Below are 15097 nucleotides of genomic sequence, written 5' to 3' on the forward strand. Positions count from 1 at the left end.
GCAACTTTCGACAATTGCTCGTGACGCAAGCTGAGGAGATACGTGATGGCAGAGGCCTCATACGATGACCGCGACGGTAAGATCTGGCTCGACGGCCAGATGGTAGACTGGCGCAACGCGCAGGTCCATGTCCTGACCCATGGCTTGCATTATGCCTCCTCTGTTTTCGAAGGCGAACGCGCCTATAATGGCAAGATCTTCTTGTCGCGCAAGCATTCGGAACGTCTGCACTATTCCGCAAGCTGCCTGGATTTCGAAATTCCCTACACCGTTGACCAGATCGAAGCGGCCAAGGCCGAAGTGCTGAAGGCCAACGGCCTGACCGACGCCTACGTGCGTGCGGTGGCATGGCGCGGCGCGGGCCCTGACATGGGCGTCGCGTCGGCGCGCAACCCCGTGCGTCTGGCCATCGCGGCATGGTCATGGGGCAACTACTACGGCGATGCGAAAACGGTCGGCGCGAAGCTGGATATCTCCAAGTGGAAGCGCCCCTCGCCCGAAACGATCCCCGTGCACGCCAAGGCCGCCGGCCTGTACATGATTTGCACCACTTCGAAGCACGCGGCAGAAGCCAAAGGCTGCTCTGACGCCTTGTTCATGGACTATCGCGGCTACGTGGCCGAAGCGACCGGCGCGAACATCTTTTTCGTCAAGGACGGCGAAGTCCACACGCCGCTGCCCGATTGTTTCCTGAATGGTCTGACCCGTCAGACAGTCATCGAGCTGCTGAAGGAAAAGGGTCTGACCGTGCATGAGCGTCATATCATGCCCGAGGAGCTGGAAGGCTTTGAGCAATGCTGGCTGACCGGCACCGCAGCAGAGGTCACGCCCGTCGGTCAAATTGGCGATTACGTCTTTGAAGTGGGCAAGATCACCCGCGACATCGCAGAGACCTATGAAGCGCTCGTGCGCGCGTAAAGCACTGACCTTGAAAGTGTAAGCACTCGATCCTGGCTGGGTTTGGATCGGGTGCTTGCCGATGTCGGCCGTCGACCATCATGTCGACGTGATAAAGCCGCTTTGATTGTTTCCCAAGGCCGAAACGATCTTGCAGGGTCAAAGGCGGTCTTGTCGCTCGATGCGCCCTATGCGAGCTGCCAAATTTCATCGCCGGTGCACCGGGCGTTTGGCGCGGCCTTCCGACCATTCGCAGGCCGTGACTTGGTGCACGCCACCATGGCCCTGAAGCCTTCGAGCCACGCCGCCCCGTCCCAAGCGGGACCGGTCTTCGCGCATGGCGTCTGCCGCAATGCCGCATAACAACCCACGCATGTATTATAACCCTGGATGCAACCATGATCGTTGCGCGACAGGCAGTGTTGCCCTACCCCTTGGTATAAAAGGGATGGACCAGACGCTGTTGGAGATATCGCATAACGCCTGGCTTGTTATGGCGTCTCTGGCCATCGCTTTGATGGCCGGGTTCAGCGGCCTGTCTTTGACGCGGGGGGCGTCGCGCCTTCCCAATTTGCAGCGCAAGATGACCTTGGTGATCGCGGCCATCGTTCTGGGCGGCGGGATCTGGTCAATGCACTTCGTTGCGATGCTTGGCCTCGAACTGCCGATCCGGTTTTATTATGATGGTCTGATGACGCTGATCTCGGCGCTCATTGCGATCCTGATGATGGGGCTCGCACTGCTGATCCTGCATTTCCGCAACCGGACCGCTGTGACCTTGACGACTGCGGGCAGCATCATGGGCCTTGGCATTGCGGCCATGCACTACGTCGGAATGCTGGGGATGGAGCTGTGCGCGCCGGTCTTTGGCTTTACCGGGGTGGCGGTGTCGGTGCTGAGCGCGCTGCTGCTGTCGAACCTGGCGATTTGGGTGGCCTATGGCGCGCGGACGCGGGGCAACACGCTGCTTGGGACGGTGTGTTTCGCGGTCTCTGTCGGCGCGGTGCATTATATTGCGATGACGGGCACAGGCTTTGTTCCAAATGACGCCTTTGCCGTGGGGCCTGAAATCTCGAACGAGGTGATGGCCATGGGGGTCACTGTCACGGCCTTTGTCATCTCCGGGGCGTTCCTGCTGACCGGGGTGAGTTTTCTGGACCCGGTCACGGAGGCCGTCAGCGCACCTGCCGTCCCGGAGCCACACGCGCCAGCCGATCCGGGCCCCGAGAGCGAAGAGCCCTCGCTGCCACCCGTGCCGTTCGAGAAAGAAGGGCGTACGCAATTTCTTGACCGCAAGTCCATCGCGGCGGTGCGGGCGGAGGGGCATTATACCTTGTTGTATGCAGGGTCAGAGAAACTGTTCTGCCCCTGGTCGATCTCGGAGGCGGAGAGCCGTCTGGCGCCGTCGCACTTTATCCGCAGCCACCGCAGCTACCTGATCAATCCCAGTTTCGTCACCGGGTTCGAGCGCAAGAAAGACACCGGGGTCTGCCTGCTCGCCTCCACCGCGTCGCTGCAAAAGGTCCCGGTCAGCCGGTCGCGCCTGTCTGAGGTGCGCAGCGCCCTCGGCATCTGAGGCGCGCGCCTCCAGTCCCACGATTCCGCCCTCTGCGCTGCTGCGCTGCGGCACGAGATGCCGCATCTGCACGCCCAAAACGAACCGGACAAAGGTGTCGCACCAGATCCGAAGGGACGCCATTCGTGCAGCCCATTCGCATTTCGTGCAAGACCCCCTGTGTTTCATGGCCAAACCGTTTGTCCCCATCGGCGACCGGATAGCATTCCGGCACAGATCATGATGACCACAGGGAGGGACAGATCGTGATACCAGCGGCGTTCGAATACCATCGGCCGGCCGACCTTGCGTCGGCGCTTTCCATTCTCAACACGCATGGGGACGAGGCCAGGGTCGTGGCCGGTGGTCACAGCCTGATCCCGATGATGAAGCTGCGCATGACAGAGATCGGGCATCTGATCGACCTTCAGGACATCGCGTCGCTCCGGGGCATCGAGGTCACATCCGACAGCGTTGTCATCGGCGCCATGACCACCCAGCACGAACTGATCACCAGTGACGCGCTGGCGACGGCCTTGCCGATTATTCGCGAGGCCGCATTGCTCATTGCCGATCCGCAAGTGCGCTACATGGGCACGCTGGGCGGCAACGTCGCCAACGGCGATCCCGGCAACGACATGCCCGGCTTGATGCAGTGCCTCGACGCGCGCTTTACCGTCGAAGGTGCGGATGGTCCGCGCGAGATCAAGGCCCGGGCGTTCTACGAAAGCGCCTATTTCACCGCCCGCGAGGAGGAGGAGATCCTGACAAAGGTCACGATCCCCCTGCCCGCTGCCGGTCATGGCTTTGCCTATGAAAAGCAAAAGCGCAAGATCGGGGATTACGCCACGGCCGCCTGCGGTGTGATCGTCAACGGCGATGGTGCCTCTGTGGCGATGACCAACCTTGCCGATACGCCGATCTGGTCCGAGCAAGCCGGTACGGCGCTGGCCGCCGGGGATGTGGATGGTGCCGTGGCTGCGGCCCTCGCGGCCATCGACCCACAAGAAGACATGCGCGGCCCCATCGCCTTCAAACGTCACGTTGCCGGCGTTGTCATCCGTCGCGCCATGGAGCGCGCCCTCACCCGAGCGAAAGGCTAAGAGCATGAGCAAGATGCACGTCAAGTTCACCCTGAACGGGGAAGAGGTCGAAGGGCTGGCGGAACCGCGCACGCTGCTGATCCACTTTCTGCGCGAAAACCTGCGCATCACCGGCCCCCATATCGGCTGCGAGACCTCGCATTGCGGGGCCTGCACCGTGGATATGGATGGCAAGTCGGTCAAATCCTGCACCGTCTTTGTGGCGCAGGCCAACGGGGCGGACGTGACCACGATCGAAGGGCTGACCAATCCCGATGGCACGCTCTCGGTGATCCAGGAAATGTTCCGAGAGCATCACGGTCTTCAGTGCGGATACTGCACGCCGGGCATGATCACCCGCGTTCACCGCCTGCTTCAAGAGCACCCCAGCCCGACCGAGGAAGATGTGCGCTTTGGCATCGCGGGCAACCTGTGCCGCTGCACCGGTTACCAGAACATCGTGAAGGCTGTGCTGGCCGCTGCTGACCAGCTTGCCGCGCAGAAAGAGGCCGCGGAATGAAGGACGAGGTCACAAGCACCGAGGAACGCCGCGAGAACCTCAAGGGCATGGGCTGCGCGCGCAAACGCGTCGAGGACGTGCGCTTTACCCAAGGCAAGGGCAACTACGTCGACGACATCAAGATGGATGGCATGCTGTTCGGCGATTTCGTGCGCTCGCCGTATGCGCACGCCCGTGTCACAAGCATCAACAAGGAGGCCGCGCTGGCCATTCCGGGCGTGGTCGCCGTTCTGACCGCCGAGGATCTTGCGCCGCTGGGCCTGCACTGGATGCCCACGCTGGCAGGCGACAAGCAGATGGTGCTGGCCGATGGCAAGGTTCTGTTCCAGGGGCAGGAAGTGGCCTTTGTGGTGGCCAATGATCGCTACGCGGCCTCTGACGGGGTCGAAGCGGTGGAGGTCGATTACGAAGATCTGCCCGTGGTCACCGATCCGTTCAAGGCGCTGGAGCCGGACGCGCCGGTGCTGCGCGAAGACCTCGAAGGCCAGACCGAAGGCGCACATGGTCCGCGCAAGCATCACAACCATATCTTCACCTGGGAACAAGGCAACGAGGCGGCCACCGAACAGGTGATGAGCACCGCTGACGTGGTGGCCGAGGAGATGGTCTATTACCACCGCACGCACCCCAATCCGCTGGAAACCTGCGGCTGCGTGGCGTCGATGGACAAGGTGACCGGCAAGCTGACGCTGTACGGGACGTTTCAGGCGCCGCACGCGATCCGCACGATTGTCTCGCTGATCTCGTCAATTCCGGAGCACAAGATCCGCGTGGTGTCCCCGGACATTGGCGGCGGTTTCGGCAACAAGGTCGGGGCCTATTCCGGCTATGTCTGTTCGGTTGTCGCCTCCATCGTCACGGGCAAGCCGGTGAAGTGGGTGGAGGACAAGATGGACAATCTGATGTCCACCGCCTTTGCCCGCGATTACTGGATGAAAGGCAAGATCGCCGCCACCAAGGAAGGCAAGATCACCGGTCTGCACTGCCATGTGATCGGCGACCACGGCGGCTTTGACGCCTGTGCGGACCCGACCAAATTCCCGGCCGGGTTCTTCAACATCTGCACCGGGTCTTATGACATTCCCATGGCGTATCTGGCGGTGGACGGGGTCTATACCAACAAGGCACCGGGCGGTGTCGCCTATCGCTGTTCGTTCCGCGTTACGGAAGCGGCCTATTTCATCGAGCGCATGATCGAAGTGCTGGCAATCAAGCTGGACATGGATAGCGCCGAGCTGCGGCGCATCAACTTCATCAAGAAAGAGCAGTTCCCCTATCAGTCTGCGCTGGGATGGGAATACGACAGCGGCGACTATCACACCGCATGGGACAAGGCGCTGGAGGCTGTGGAATACAAGGCCCTGCGGGCTGAACAAGCCCAACGGATCGAGGATTTCAAAGCCGGCAAGACGCGCAAGCTGATGGGTGTCGGGCTGTCGTTTTTCACCGAAATCGTCGGCGCGGGGCCGGTGAAGAACTGTGATATCCTCGGGCTTGGGATGTTCGACAGTTGCGAAATCCGTATTCACCCCACGGGGTCTGCGATTGCGCGGCTTGGCACCATTTCCCAAGGTCAGGGGCACGCCACGGCCTTTGCGCAGATCATCGCCTCGGAGATCGGCATCCCGGCCGATGATATCACGCTGGAGGAAGGCGACACCGATACCGCCCCATATGGCTTGGGCACCTATGGCTCCCGCTCGATGCCGGTTGCGGGGGCGGCCACGGCCATGGCCTCGCGCAAGATCAAGGCAAAGGCCCAGATGATCGCGGCCTATCTGCTCGAAGTGCACGACGATGACGTGGAATTCGACGTGGATCGATTTGCGGTGAAGGGCAATCCGGAACGGTTCAAGACCATGAAGGAGATCGCCTTTGCCGCGTACAATCAGGCGATCCCCGGGGTCGAGCCGGGGTTGGAGGCGGTCAGCTATTACGATCCGCCAAACATGACCTACCCGTTTGGCGCGTATATCTGCGTCATGGAGCTGGACGTTGACACGGGCGAGCACGAAATCCGCAAGTTCTATGCGCTGGATGACTGCGGCACGCGGGTCAACCCGATGATCATCGAAGGCCAGGTGCATGGCGGCGCGACCGAAGGCTACGCCATCGCCATGGGTCAGGAAATTGCCTACGACGAGATGGGCAACCACAAGACCGCGACGCTGATGGACTTCTTTGTGCCCACAGCGATGGAGACGCCGACCTATCAGACGGACTTTACCGTGACGCCATCGCCGCACCATCCGATCGGGGCGAAGGGTGTGGGCGAAAGCCCGAACGTCGGCTCGGTTCCGGCGTTTTCCAATGCGGTGCACGATGCTTTTCGCGCGTTTGGTCTGATACAGTCGCATATGCCACACGACCACTGGCGGGTGTGGCGCATTGCAGATGAGTTGGGGCTGCACGGATGATGGGTTTCCCCTCGGCCTTTGTGCCGAGGCGATCGACCGGGGGGCGGCTTTGCCTCCCCCGGACCCCCTCCAGAGTATTTTCGAAGCAAAGAAGCAGGCTATGGATCAGGCGAAGCTGAAGCACGCGCTTGCTGGCGTGGGGTACGTGGCGGACGAGACGCTGGTGATGGCGCTGCATCTGGCGCTGATGCTGGGGCGACCGCTGCTGTTGGAGGGGCCTGCCGGTGTGGGCAAGACAGAGATCGCGCGGGCCCTGTCCAGGGTGCTGGCCGCGCGGCTGATCCGGTTACAATGTTACGAGGGACTTGATGCCTCGCACGCGATTTACGAGTGGAATTATCGGCGACAGTTGTTGGCGATCCGCGCAGAGGAGGCGCGAGAGGACACGCTGTTTTCCGACAAGTACCTGCTGAAGCGCCCCTTGCTGGAGGCGATTACGCAAGAAGAAGCGCCGGTGTTGTTGATCGATGAAATCGACCGCGCGGATATGGAGTTCGAGGCCTATTTGCTGGAGGTTTTGTCGGACTTCCAGGTGACGATCCCGGAGATGGGCACGATCAAGGCGGTGACGAAGCCGGTGGTGATCCTGACAGCGAACGGCACGCGGGACCTGTCGGACGCGCTGCGGCGGCGCTGTTTGTACGCCTATCTGGATTTCCCGGATCGGGAAACGGAGCTGGCGATCCTGACCGCCCGCGCCCCTGATCTGGAGCATCGACTGGCACAGCAGGTCGTGGCCGTGGTGCAGGCTTTGCGCCGCGAAGAGTTGGAAAAGACACCAGGCATCGCGGAGATGCTGGATTGGGCGGCGGCCCTGTCCGGGCTTGGTGTGAATGATTTGTCTGGCGACCCGAAATCCTTGCAGGCAACGTTGGTCTGCCTGTTGAAGACCGCGACGGACCGAGACGCCTGCCCGCCAGAAGTCATGGCGCGCATCGTGGGCAAGGTGGCGTGATGCAGACCACCCACTTTCCCGCGCGCGCCACGCCGTCGGAGCGCATGGCTGATTTCATCGCGCATCTGCGGATGAACGGGATGCCGCTTGGCCCCACTGAGGGCGCGGCAGCACTGGAGGCGCTGACCCATGTGGATGCGCTATCCCCCGAGGAAGTGCGCCGCGCATTGAAGGTGTTGCTGGTGCCGGATGCGGACCGTTGGCGCGGCTTCGACGCGCTGTTTGATGCCTTTTGGTTCAACCTTGGCAAGACACGTGAGGGCACCACACAGGCCAGTGTGCACAGCAGGTCTTCGCGCCCGACGCTGTGGCAACCGCACTTTGCGTCGTCCGGCGGCGACGACACAGAGGCCGACATGACCCCCAGCACGGAGGATGGCGAGGCCGAAGGCGTCGAGGGCAATCTGCTTGCGACCCGGACGGAGGCGCTGTCGCAACGGGATCTGCGCAATCTGATGGATGAGGCATCGCTGCGAGAGGCCGAAGCCGCTGCCCGGAAAATCGCGCGCGCCATTCGGGACCGGCGTTCCCGGCGGCGCAGGCAAGCCAGACGGGGACGCGAGCTTGATATGCGGCGCACTCTGCGCGCTGCGATTTCCAAGGGCGACGCGTTTGATTTACACCATCGCACCCAGCCACCGCGCCCGATGCGCATCGTGGCGATGTGTGATGTTTCCGGCAGCATGACAGTCTATGCACCCGTGTTTCTCGCCTTCCTCAAGGGGCTGCTGGACGCCCAGACCGGCGCAGAGGCGTTTTTGTTTCACACGCGGTTGATGCGGGTGACACAGGCCCTGCAGGATCACGACAGCCTGCGCGCGGCGACCCGGCTTTCGCTCATGGCCGAGGGCTTTGGCGGGGGGACCGACATTGGCGCCGCGATCAACACACTGACCGACCGCCATGGCTATGCGCTGACCGGACGCAGCATCGTGTTGATCCTGTCGGACGGATACTGCACCGGCTCGCCCGAGGCCTTGTCCCAAAGCCTCGCCCGCCTGCGACGCAAAACGCGGCGCATCGTCTGGCTGAACCCGCTGATGGGTTGGCGCGATTACACGCCTGTCAACGCTGCGATGCAGGCCGCCCTGCCCCATCTGGACGCACATCTGCCGGCCAATACGCTGGACGCCCTGGCCCGGCTGGAACCTGAATTCGCGAGGTTATGAGAGGTTTTGACATGAGCAAGCTCGACATCTTCGACACCATCGCCACTCTGCGCCAGACCGGCGCGCCATTTTGTGTCGCGACCGTGGTACGCACCGCCGATGTGACCTCTGCCAAGGCAGGGGCGAAGGCCGCAATCACCAATGACGGCGAAATCATGGGCCATCTGGGCGGCGGCTGCGTCACACGGGCGGTGCGCGAGGCGGCCTTCGAGGCCATCGCGACCGGGGCCACCACCGTAATCCGTGTGAAACCCTCGGCCAAGGTTGTGGCATTGACCGACGAGGACGGCGCGCAGGTCTTTCGCTCTGGCTGCCCCTCTGGCGGGACAGTGGACCTGCTGATCGAACCGTACGAACTGCCACCGATGCTGGCACTTTTCGGGACGACGCCCATTGCCCGGGCCATTGCACAGCACGCAGCGCTGGCCGGTTTGCGCGTGGCCTGCGATCCGGCCCTTGACCTGTGCGACACGCAGGCGCTGGACCGCGACCTGACGCAGATGCGCCCACAGGATTTCGTGGTGATCGCGACCCAAGGCGCGGGCGACCTTGATGCGCTGAAGTCCGCCCTGTCCAGCCCCGTGCGTCGCGTATCAATGATCGCCTCGGCGCGGAAGGCGGCCGCCTTGGTCGCAAAACTCGACACTCCCCCTCTGGCCGGGCGGTTGAAGTCGCCCGCCGGGCTCGATCTTGGCGGCATCGACCCACATGACATAGCCCTGTCGGTGCTGGCGGAGATCGTTCAATGGCGCAACTCAGATACCCATACCCTGGAGGAAACCGATGAAACGACTGCTTGACTGGCTATGCCGCCCTGCTCACCCGCCGCTCACCTCAGAGGAGATGTCTCAGCTTGCCCTGAACGCTTTTCCGAAATGCTGCTGAGGCGATACCCATGCAACTGACCGCTTCTTCTTGAGCCTATTGAGCCACGCAAACGTGCCCCCTGCGCAGTGGTCGGCGACCCGAAAATGGCAAACCTGCGGTCCACACCGCGATTGCCGGTACGGAGCCGCTTGGCCCGCTTTCGGCAGAGAATTGGCACCTTGAAGGACCGTTTCAGTGGCCAGTTCACATTGGTGGAGGATGACAGCCGGACCCGCCCGATCTGCGATGCCATGACCGAAGGCGGCATCGAAAGCCCGCAACTGTTAATCTGTCACCCACCATTCCCTTCCACCGTCGCTAAACGTCCTTGCAAAACAACTTGGTGGAGCATCGCATAGAATGGACGCCGTACGCGCAGACCCGCAATTGTTCTAACTGCACCAGAATGCGCGGACACAACCGGGCTCCCCCAGTGGCAAGATGAAAGGTCCGTGGCGGATCATTGGGTGGTCGCGTGATCCACCGAGAGGTCGGGAAACTGGCGGAAAACTCCGCGGACCGCGCCGCCAAGTACTTCAAAGAGCGCGAAAAACACCTGATCCACCTATCCGAGACACCTGTTCGCCCACGAGACTATCGACGGTGCGGCTGACCCAAACAGAAGGCACCTCGCAAACCGGCCCGGCGTGCCATCAATCGCCTTTCCAAAGAGCACTGGCCCCTCGCCTTCGAGCAGGGTCACACTGTCGGCAAAGGCCCGTCGTTCGGCCATAACTGCGGCGGCCAGACCGATCTGGTCGGCACCCTTCTCGGCGGCGAATTGGGTCTGGTCTGTCACGCGATCATAGAACGCCCCATGTTCCCAGAAACCATCCTCCGAGCAGCCAAAACAACCATGGCCGGATTGTGTAGGCAAGGACACGCCCTCGTTCCAACGCACTGTGGAACAGGCGTTGTACCTGATCGTCCCGTTGCGGCCCATCTTGTACAGGCTGTAGCCTTAGCGCACGTTGGCGTCGTCCCATGTTGCCACGAACTGACCGGCGCAGAAATGCGGGCGGCGGTGGCATCTGTAGTGGACGCGTAGAACGTCGCGGGGCATCCCGAAAACGGGCTCCCTCTGGCTGTGGGATCAGATCCAGCCTGCCACCGTGCCGCTCCACCACCTTGTTGAAAATCAGTCTCGAACCGATCCACGTATTTGGACAAGGCACTCGCACATGACCAACCGATGCACCGCCCCCGGAGGGGCGGTCATGGGCAGTCCGCGCTTTGACCTGTTTCTGGTTTTCACAGGATCGGCATATGTCCGATAGACGGCGCGCCGCAGGTCGATCCATGAGGCCTCGCCCATCTCTTCGAGGGGGCGCAGATCACTCTGATTGGTTATGGAGCTGGCTCTGCACGCGCAGCGCGCGTTGACAATGGCTCCGGCGCGCGCCGCCTAACTCTCGGCAAGCGCCCCATAGAGGATCAGCGCGGGCTTGTGACCCGCATCGGCAGCAAGCTGACGCGCCAGCTCGCCCACGGTGCCGTGCGTGATCTTTTGGTCGGGACCGGAGACATCCTCCGCCAGCAGCGCGGGCGTGTCGTCGGGCAATCCGTTGGCGATCAGCAGTTCCGCCAGTTGCGGAAAGGTGCCCTTGCCCATGAACACCACCGTCACGGCATTCGGGTCCGACAGAGCCGCAAGGTTCAGATCCTCCGGCAGCGCTCCCACAACATCATGGCCGGTGATGAACTGCACACGGCGCGCCGAGTGTTTTCGGGTCAGCGGAATGCCCGCCGCCGCCGCGGCTGCGATGGCAGAGGGCACACCGGGAATGATCTCGTACTTGATTCCGGCGGATTTGAGGGCGTCCAACTCCTCCTCCAACCGACCGTAAATCCCGCTGTCGCCGCTTTTCAACCGCACCACATGTTGGCCGGCCTGCGCATGTTCCACCAGCACGCGGCTCACCTCGTCTTGTTTCGGCGAGGGCCGCCCGGCCCGCTTCCCCACCCCGACCAGCGTCGCACCGTCGCGCGCATGACCCAGGATCGGACCGGAGGACAAGTCGTCGAACAACACGGCATCAGCGCGCCCAAGTCGGTCGACCGCCTTTAACGTCAGCAACTCCGGATCGCCGGGACCGGCGCCAAGAAAGGACACGAAACCGGTCATTCCTCCTCGCCGATGGCAAAGGCACATGTAGCGCAGCCGTCTTCTGACATCACCCGTGTCGACAAAAGCCGCGCGCCCGGACCCGCCGCCGCCAGCGCTGCGGCCTCCGCCACGGAGCCGACACCACGTGCCATCAGCGCCGCCTCGGACTGGGTTTTTGTTTCCTGAAGCGACATGTATTTGTCAGACACACTCACAGCCGGAGTTTGCATCTCGTGTGAAAGTTGTTGCAGCAGGGTAAGCCCCTCTTCGATTGTGGCGAGGACCACCGCGTCCTGACCCAGACGCGCGCGCCGGTAGGCATTGCCCAAACTGGCCACGCTCGCCCCGTCATGGCATCCGAATCCTGCTACGATCATACCCTGCTCTCACGCTTGCTGCATTGTGGACGTATTAGTGGCAATGTCGTCGCCGATTATCCACTTAAAACACTTAAAAATCCCGCATCGCTTGCGATCCGGGGTCTGAAATCGGGCCAAATCCGGCAGGTGACCGCGAAATACGCCGTGCTGACACCGCACGCGCGTCAGAGGCTTCCCTTTCTCGCACTGACTGTTACCAACAGACACAGCAACAACAGCAGGTTCGGCAAAACCCGCGCCGCTGACCCAACCAAAAGGAAACGACATGTCCGATGCAGAGGACGCGAACGCCCGCCACGCGGAAAAAATGAAGAAGATCAAAGCCGCGCGCGATCGCATGATGGCCACCAAGACCGAGCATAAGGGCCTGATCATGGTCCACACCGGCAATGGCAAGGGCAAATCCTCCTCCGGCTTTGGCATGATCATGCGCTGCATCGGGCACGGGATGCCCTGCGCCGTCGTGCAGTTCATCAAGGGCAATTGGGTCACGGGCGAAAAGACCATTCTGCGTGAACGCTTTGCCGATGAATGCCGGTTCTTCGTCTCCGGCGAAGGGTTCACTTGGGAAACGCAGGACCGCGAGCGCGACATTGCCGCTGCGCAGAACGGCTGGAAGATCGCCAAGGAGCAGATCCTCGATCCGGAGATCGAATTTGTGCTGCTCGACGAGATCAACATTGCCTTGCGCTACGATTACCTCGACATCGACGAGGTCGTCGACTTTCTGCTGACGCAAAAGCCGGAGATGACCCACGTCTGCCTGACCGGCCGCAACGCCAAGCCGGAGCTGATCGAAGCCGCCGATCTGGTGACCGAGATGAAGCTGACCAAACATCCGTTCAAGGACGGGATCGTCGCGCAAAAGGGCACCGAGTACTAAGACCCTCGCCACAGTGCAAAAGGCCCCCGATCCTATCGGGGGCCTTTCCAGTTTATGGACGACACATCACAGGTCGGTGCGGTCCGCGTTCATCACCTTGGTCCAGGCGGCGACGAAATCGCTCACGAACTTCGCCTTGTTGTCGTTTTGCGCATAGACCTCTGAAAGCGCGCGCAACTGCGAGTTCGCGCCGAAGACCAGGTCGACACGGGTGCCGGTCCAACGCGCACCACCGTCGGAGCGGTTGGTTGCCTGGTAGATACCCGGCTCGCTGTCGATCTTCTTCCACTCCACGTCCATATCGGTGATGCCCTCAAAGAACTTGGTGTCCAGAACACCGTAGTCCCCGTCGAACATGCCATGCGTCGTGCCGCCGTGGTTTGCCCCCAGCGCCCGCATCCCGCCGACCAGCACCGTCATTTCCGGCGCGGACAAGCCCAGCAGTTGTGCCTTGTCCACCAGCATCTCCTCGGCAGAGATCGAGAATTGCTGGCTGGAGTAATTGCGGAACCCATCGGCCTCCGGCTCCAGAGGATCGAAGGAATCGGCGTCGGTCTGGGCATCGGTAGCGTCCGTGCGGCCCGGAACGAAAGGCACCGTGACGTCATGCCCGCCGGCCTTTGCCGCCTTTTCGACAGCGGCCACACCGCCCAGCACGATCAGGTCGGCCAGCGAGATCTTGGTCGAGCCCCTGGCGTCGAAGTCCGCCTTGATGCCGTTGAGGGTGGACAGAACCTTGGCCAGTTGCTCCGGCTGGTTGACGGCCCAGTCTTTCATCGGGGCAAGGCGGATACGGGCACCATTGGCGCCGCCGCGTTTGTCCGAGCCACGGTAGGACGCCGCAGAGGACCAGGCCGTGTAAACCAGTTCCTGCACGGTCAGGCCGCTGTCGAGCAGCGCAGACTTCAGGTCAGACACCTGCGCGTCATCCACCAGCGGGTGATCGACAGCGGGCAGCGGATCTTGCCAGATCAGGTCTTCTTCCGGCACTTCCGGCCCAAGGTATAGCGCCTTCGGCCCCATGTCGCGGTGGGTCAGTTTGAACCATGCGCGGGCAAACGCATCAGCGAATTCCGCAGGGTTTTGGTGGAACCGCTTGGAAATCGGTCCGTAGATCGGGTCCATCTTCATCGCCATGTCGGCGGTGGTCATGATCGGTTTGACCCGTTCGCCGGAGCCGTCGACCTGCGGGGCGAAGTTTTCGTCCTTGAGGTCTTTTGGCGTCCACTGGTGTGCGCCTGCGGGGGATTTGGTCAGTTCCCACTCGTAGCCCAGCAGCATGTCGAAATAGCCGTTGTCCCATGTGGTCGGGTTCGGGGTCCACGGCCCTTCGATGCCAGAGGTGATCGTGTACTTGCCCAGACCCGTTTCATGCTTGGACGCCCAGCCAAAGCCCATGGCCTCCAGTTCGCCGGCCTCCGGTTCCGCACCGACCAGCCCGGCATCGCCCGCGCCGTGACATTTGCCAAAGGTGTGTCCGCCGGCGGTCAGCGCGACGGTTTCCTCGTCGTTCATCGCCATGCGGGCAAAGGTCTCGCGGATGTCGCGGCCAGAGGCAAGCGGGTCCGGCACACCATCCGGGCCTTCGGGGTTCACATAGATCAGGCCCATCTGGACCGCGGCCAGTGTGTTTTCCAGTTCACGCTCCCCCGTGTAGCGCGAGCCCTCCTTGTCGGAGGTCGCGAGCCATTCCGCCTCGGAGCCCCAATAGACGTCTTCCTCCGGCTGCCACGTGTCAACGCGACCGCCGCCGAAGCCAAAGGTCTTGCCGCCCATGGATTCGATGGCAACGTTACCGGCAAGGATCGCCAGATCGGCCCAGGACAGGCTGTTGCCGTATTTCTTCTTGATCGGCCACAGAAGGCGACGTGCCTTGTCGAGGTTGCCGTTGTCCGGCCAGGAATTCAGCGGGGCAAAGCGCTGCTGCCCGGTCGAGGCCCCGCCGCGACCGTCGGCGGTGCGATAGGTCCCCGCAGCATGCCAGGCCATGCGGATCATGAAGGGACCGTAATGGCCGTAATCGGCGGGCCACCAATCCTTTGAATCCGTCATCAGCGCGGTCAGATCGGATTTGACCTCTTTCAGATCCAGTTTCTTGAACGCTTCGGCGTAGTCAAAGTTTTCGCCCATCGGGTTCGACCCCGGGCTGTGCTGGTGCAAAATGCCAAGGTTCAGTTGGTTCGGCCACCAGTCGCGGTTGCCCCGCACCTTGAAATTCGTGGCACCGTGAATTGGGCATCCGCCCGCGTTGTTACCGTCCATGTC

General features: G+C 62.2%; 12 protein-coding genes and 1 pseudogene. 9 read left to right on the forward strand and 4 right to left on the reverse strand.

The genetic code is table 11. From position 1 onward, the window contains the following. Window positions 1-45 precede the first annotated feature (45 nt). The 8 genes from J4E08_RS15275 (at window position 46) to J4E08_RS15310 (ending at window position 9395) form a co-directional block, all read left to right on the forward strand. On the forward strand, window positions 46-918 hold the full coding sequence (locus J4E08_RS15275) for a branched-chain amino acid aminotransferase (RefSeq protein WP_349539228.1): 873 nt from the start codon (window positions 46-48) through the stop codon (window positions 916-918). Window positions 919-1345: 427 nt separating this feature from the next. After that, window positions 1346-2473: an MHYT domain-containing protein gene (locus J4E08_RS15280; RefSeq protein ID WP_349539229.1), complete on the forward strand. Its 1128-nt coding sequence runs from the start codon at window positions 1346-1348 to the stop codon at window positions 2471-2473. A 245-nt stretch (window positions 2474-2718) separates the two neighbouring features. Continuing rightward, window positions 2719-3555, forward strand: coding sequence for an FAD binding domain-containing protein (locus tag J4E08_RS15285; RefSeq protein WP_349539230.1), 837 nt, complete (start codon window positions 2719-2721; stop codon window positions 3553-3555). Between the two features lie 4 nt (window positions 3556-3559). Further along, window positions 3560-4054 carry a (2Fe-2S)-binding protein gene (locus J4E08_RS15290; RefSeq protein WP_349539231.1) on the forward strand — a complete coding sequence of 165 codons (495 nt, stop codon included), beginning with the start codon at window positions 3560-3562 and terminating at the stop codon, window positions 4052-4054. Then, window positions 4051-6471, forward strand: a complete 2421-nt coding sequence (locus tag J4E08_RS15295; RefSeq protein ID WP_349539232.1) for an aerobic carbon-monoxide dehydrogenase large subunit — start codon at window positions 4051-4053, stop codon at window positions 6469-6471. The genes J4E08_RS15290 and J4E08_RS15295 overlap by 4 nt, the downstream gene beginning before the upstream one ends. Before the next feature lie 100 nt (window positions 6472-6571). Further along, window positions 6572-7426, forward strand: coding sequence for an AAA family ATPase (locus J4E08_RS15300; protein ID WP_349539233.1), 855 nt, complete (start codon window positions 6572-6574; stop codon window positions 7424-7426). Further along, window positions 7426-8595: a vWA domain-containing protein gene (locus J4E08_RS15305; protein WP_349539234.1), complete on the forward strand. Its 1170-nt coding sequence runs from the start codon at window positions 7426-7428 to the stop codon at window positions 8593-8595. Before J4E08_RS15300 ends, J4E08_RS15305 begins: the two co-directional genes overlap by 1 nt. Before the next feature lie 11 nt (window positions 8596-8606). After that, on the forward strand, window positions 8607-9395 hold the full coding sequence (locus J4E08_RS15310; RefSeq protein ID WP_349539235.1) for an XdhC family protein: 789 nt from the start codon (window positions 8607-8609) through the stop codon (window positions 9393-9395). An 806-nt stretch (window positions 9396-10201) separates the two neighbouring features. Here J4E08_RS15310 and J4E08_RS15315 read toward each other — a convergent pair. The 3 genes and pseudogenes from J4E08_RS15315 to J4E08_RS15325 all read right to left on the reverse strand — a co-directional run. Next, window positions 10202-10507, reverse strand: a pseudogene (locus J4E08_RS15315) (hydrogenase small subunit); the annotation flags it as partial. A 360-nt stretch (window positions 10508-10867) separates the two neighbouring features. Continuing rightward, window positions 10868-11587, reverse strand: coding sequence for a uroporphyrinogen-III C-methyltransferase (gene cobA, locus J4E08_RS15320; protein ID WP_349539236.1), 720 nt, complete (start codon window positions 11585-11587; stop codon window positions 10868-10870). Further along, window positions 11584-11946: a cobalamin biosynthesis protein gene (locus J4E08_RS15325; RefSeq protein ID WP_183965934.1), complete on the reverse strand. Its 363-nt coding sequence runs from the start codon at window positions 11944-11946 to the stop codon at window positions 11584-11586. The genes cobA and J4E08_RS15325 overlap by 4 nt, the downstream gene beginning before the upstream one ends. Window positions 11947-12214: 268 nt before the next feature. On the opposite strand from J4E08_RS15325, the gene cobO reads away from it, so the two are divergent. After that, entirely contained in the window at window positions 12215-12832 is a 618-nt protein-coding gene (gene cobO, locus J4E08_RS15330) for a cob(I)yrinic acid a,c-diamide adenosyltransferase (RefSeq protein WP_183965932.1), read from the forward strand. Between the two features lie 66 nt (window positions 12833-12898). On the opposite strand, the gene katG is transcribed toward cobO, so the two are convergent. After that, the gene (gene katG / locus J4E08_RS15335; protein WP_349539238.1) at window positions 12899-15094 is read right to left on the reverse strand and encodes a catalase/peroxidase HPI; all 2196 of its coding nucleotides are present in this window, start codon (window positions 15092-15094) and stop codon (window positions 12899-12901) included. Between the last annotated feature and the right edge of the window lie 3 nt (window positions 15095-15097).

It is taken from the genome of Sagittula sp. NFXS13, assembly GCF_040148795.1.
Classification (GTDB): Bacteria; Pseudomonadota; Alphaproteobacteria; order Rhodobacterales; family Rhodobacteraceae; genus Sagittula; species Sagittula marina.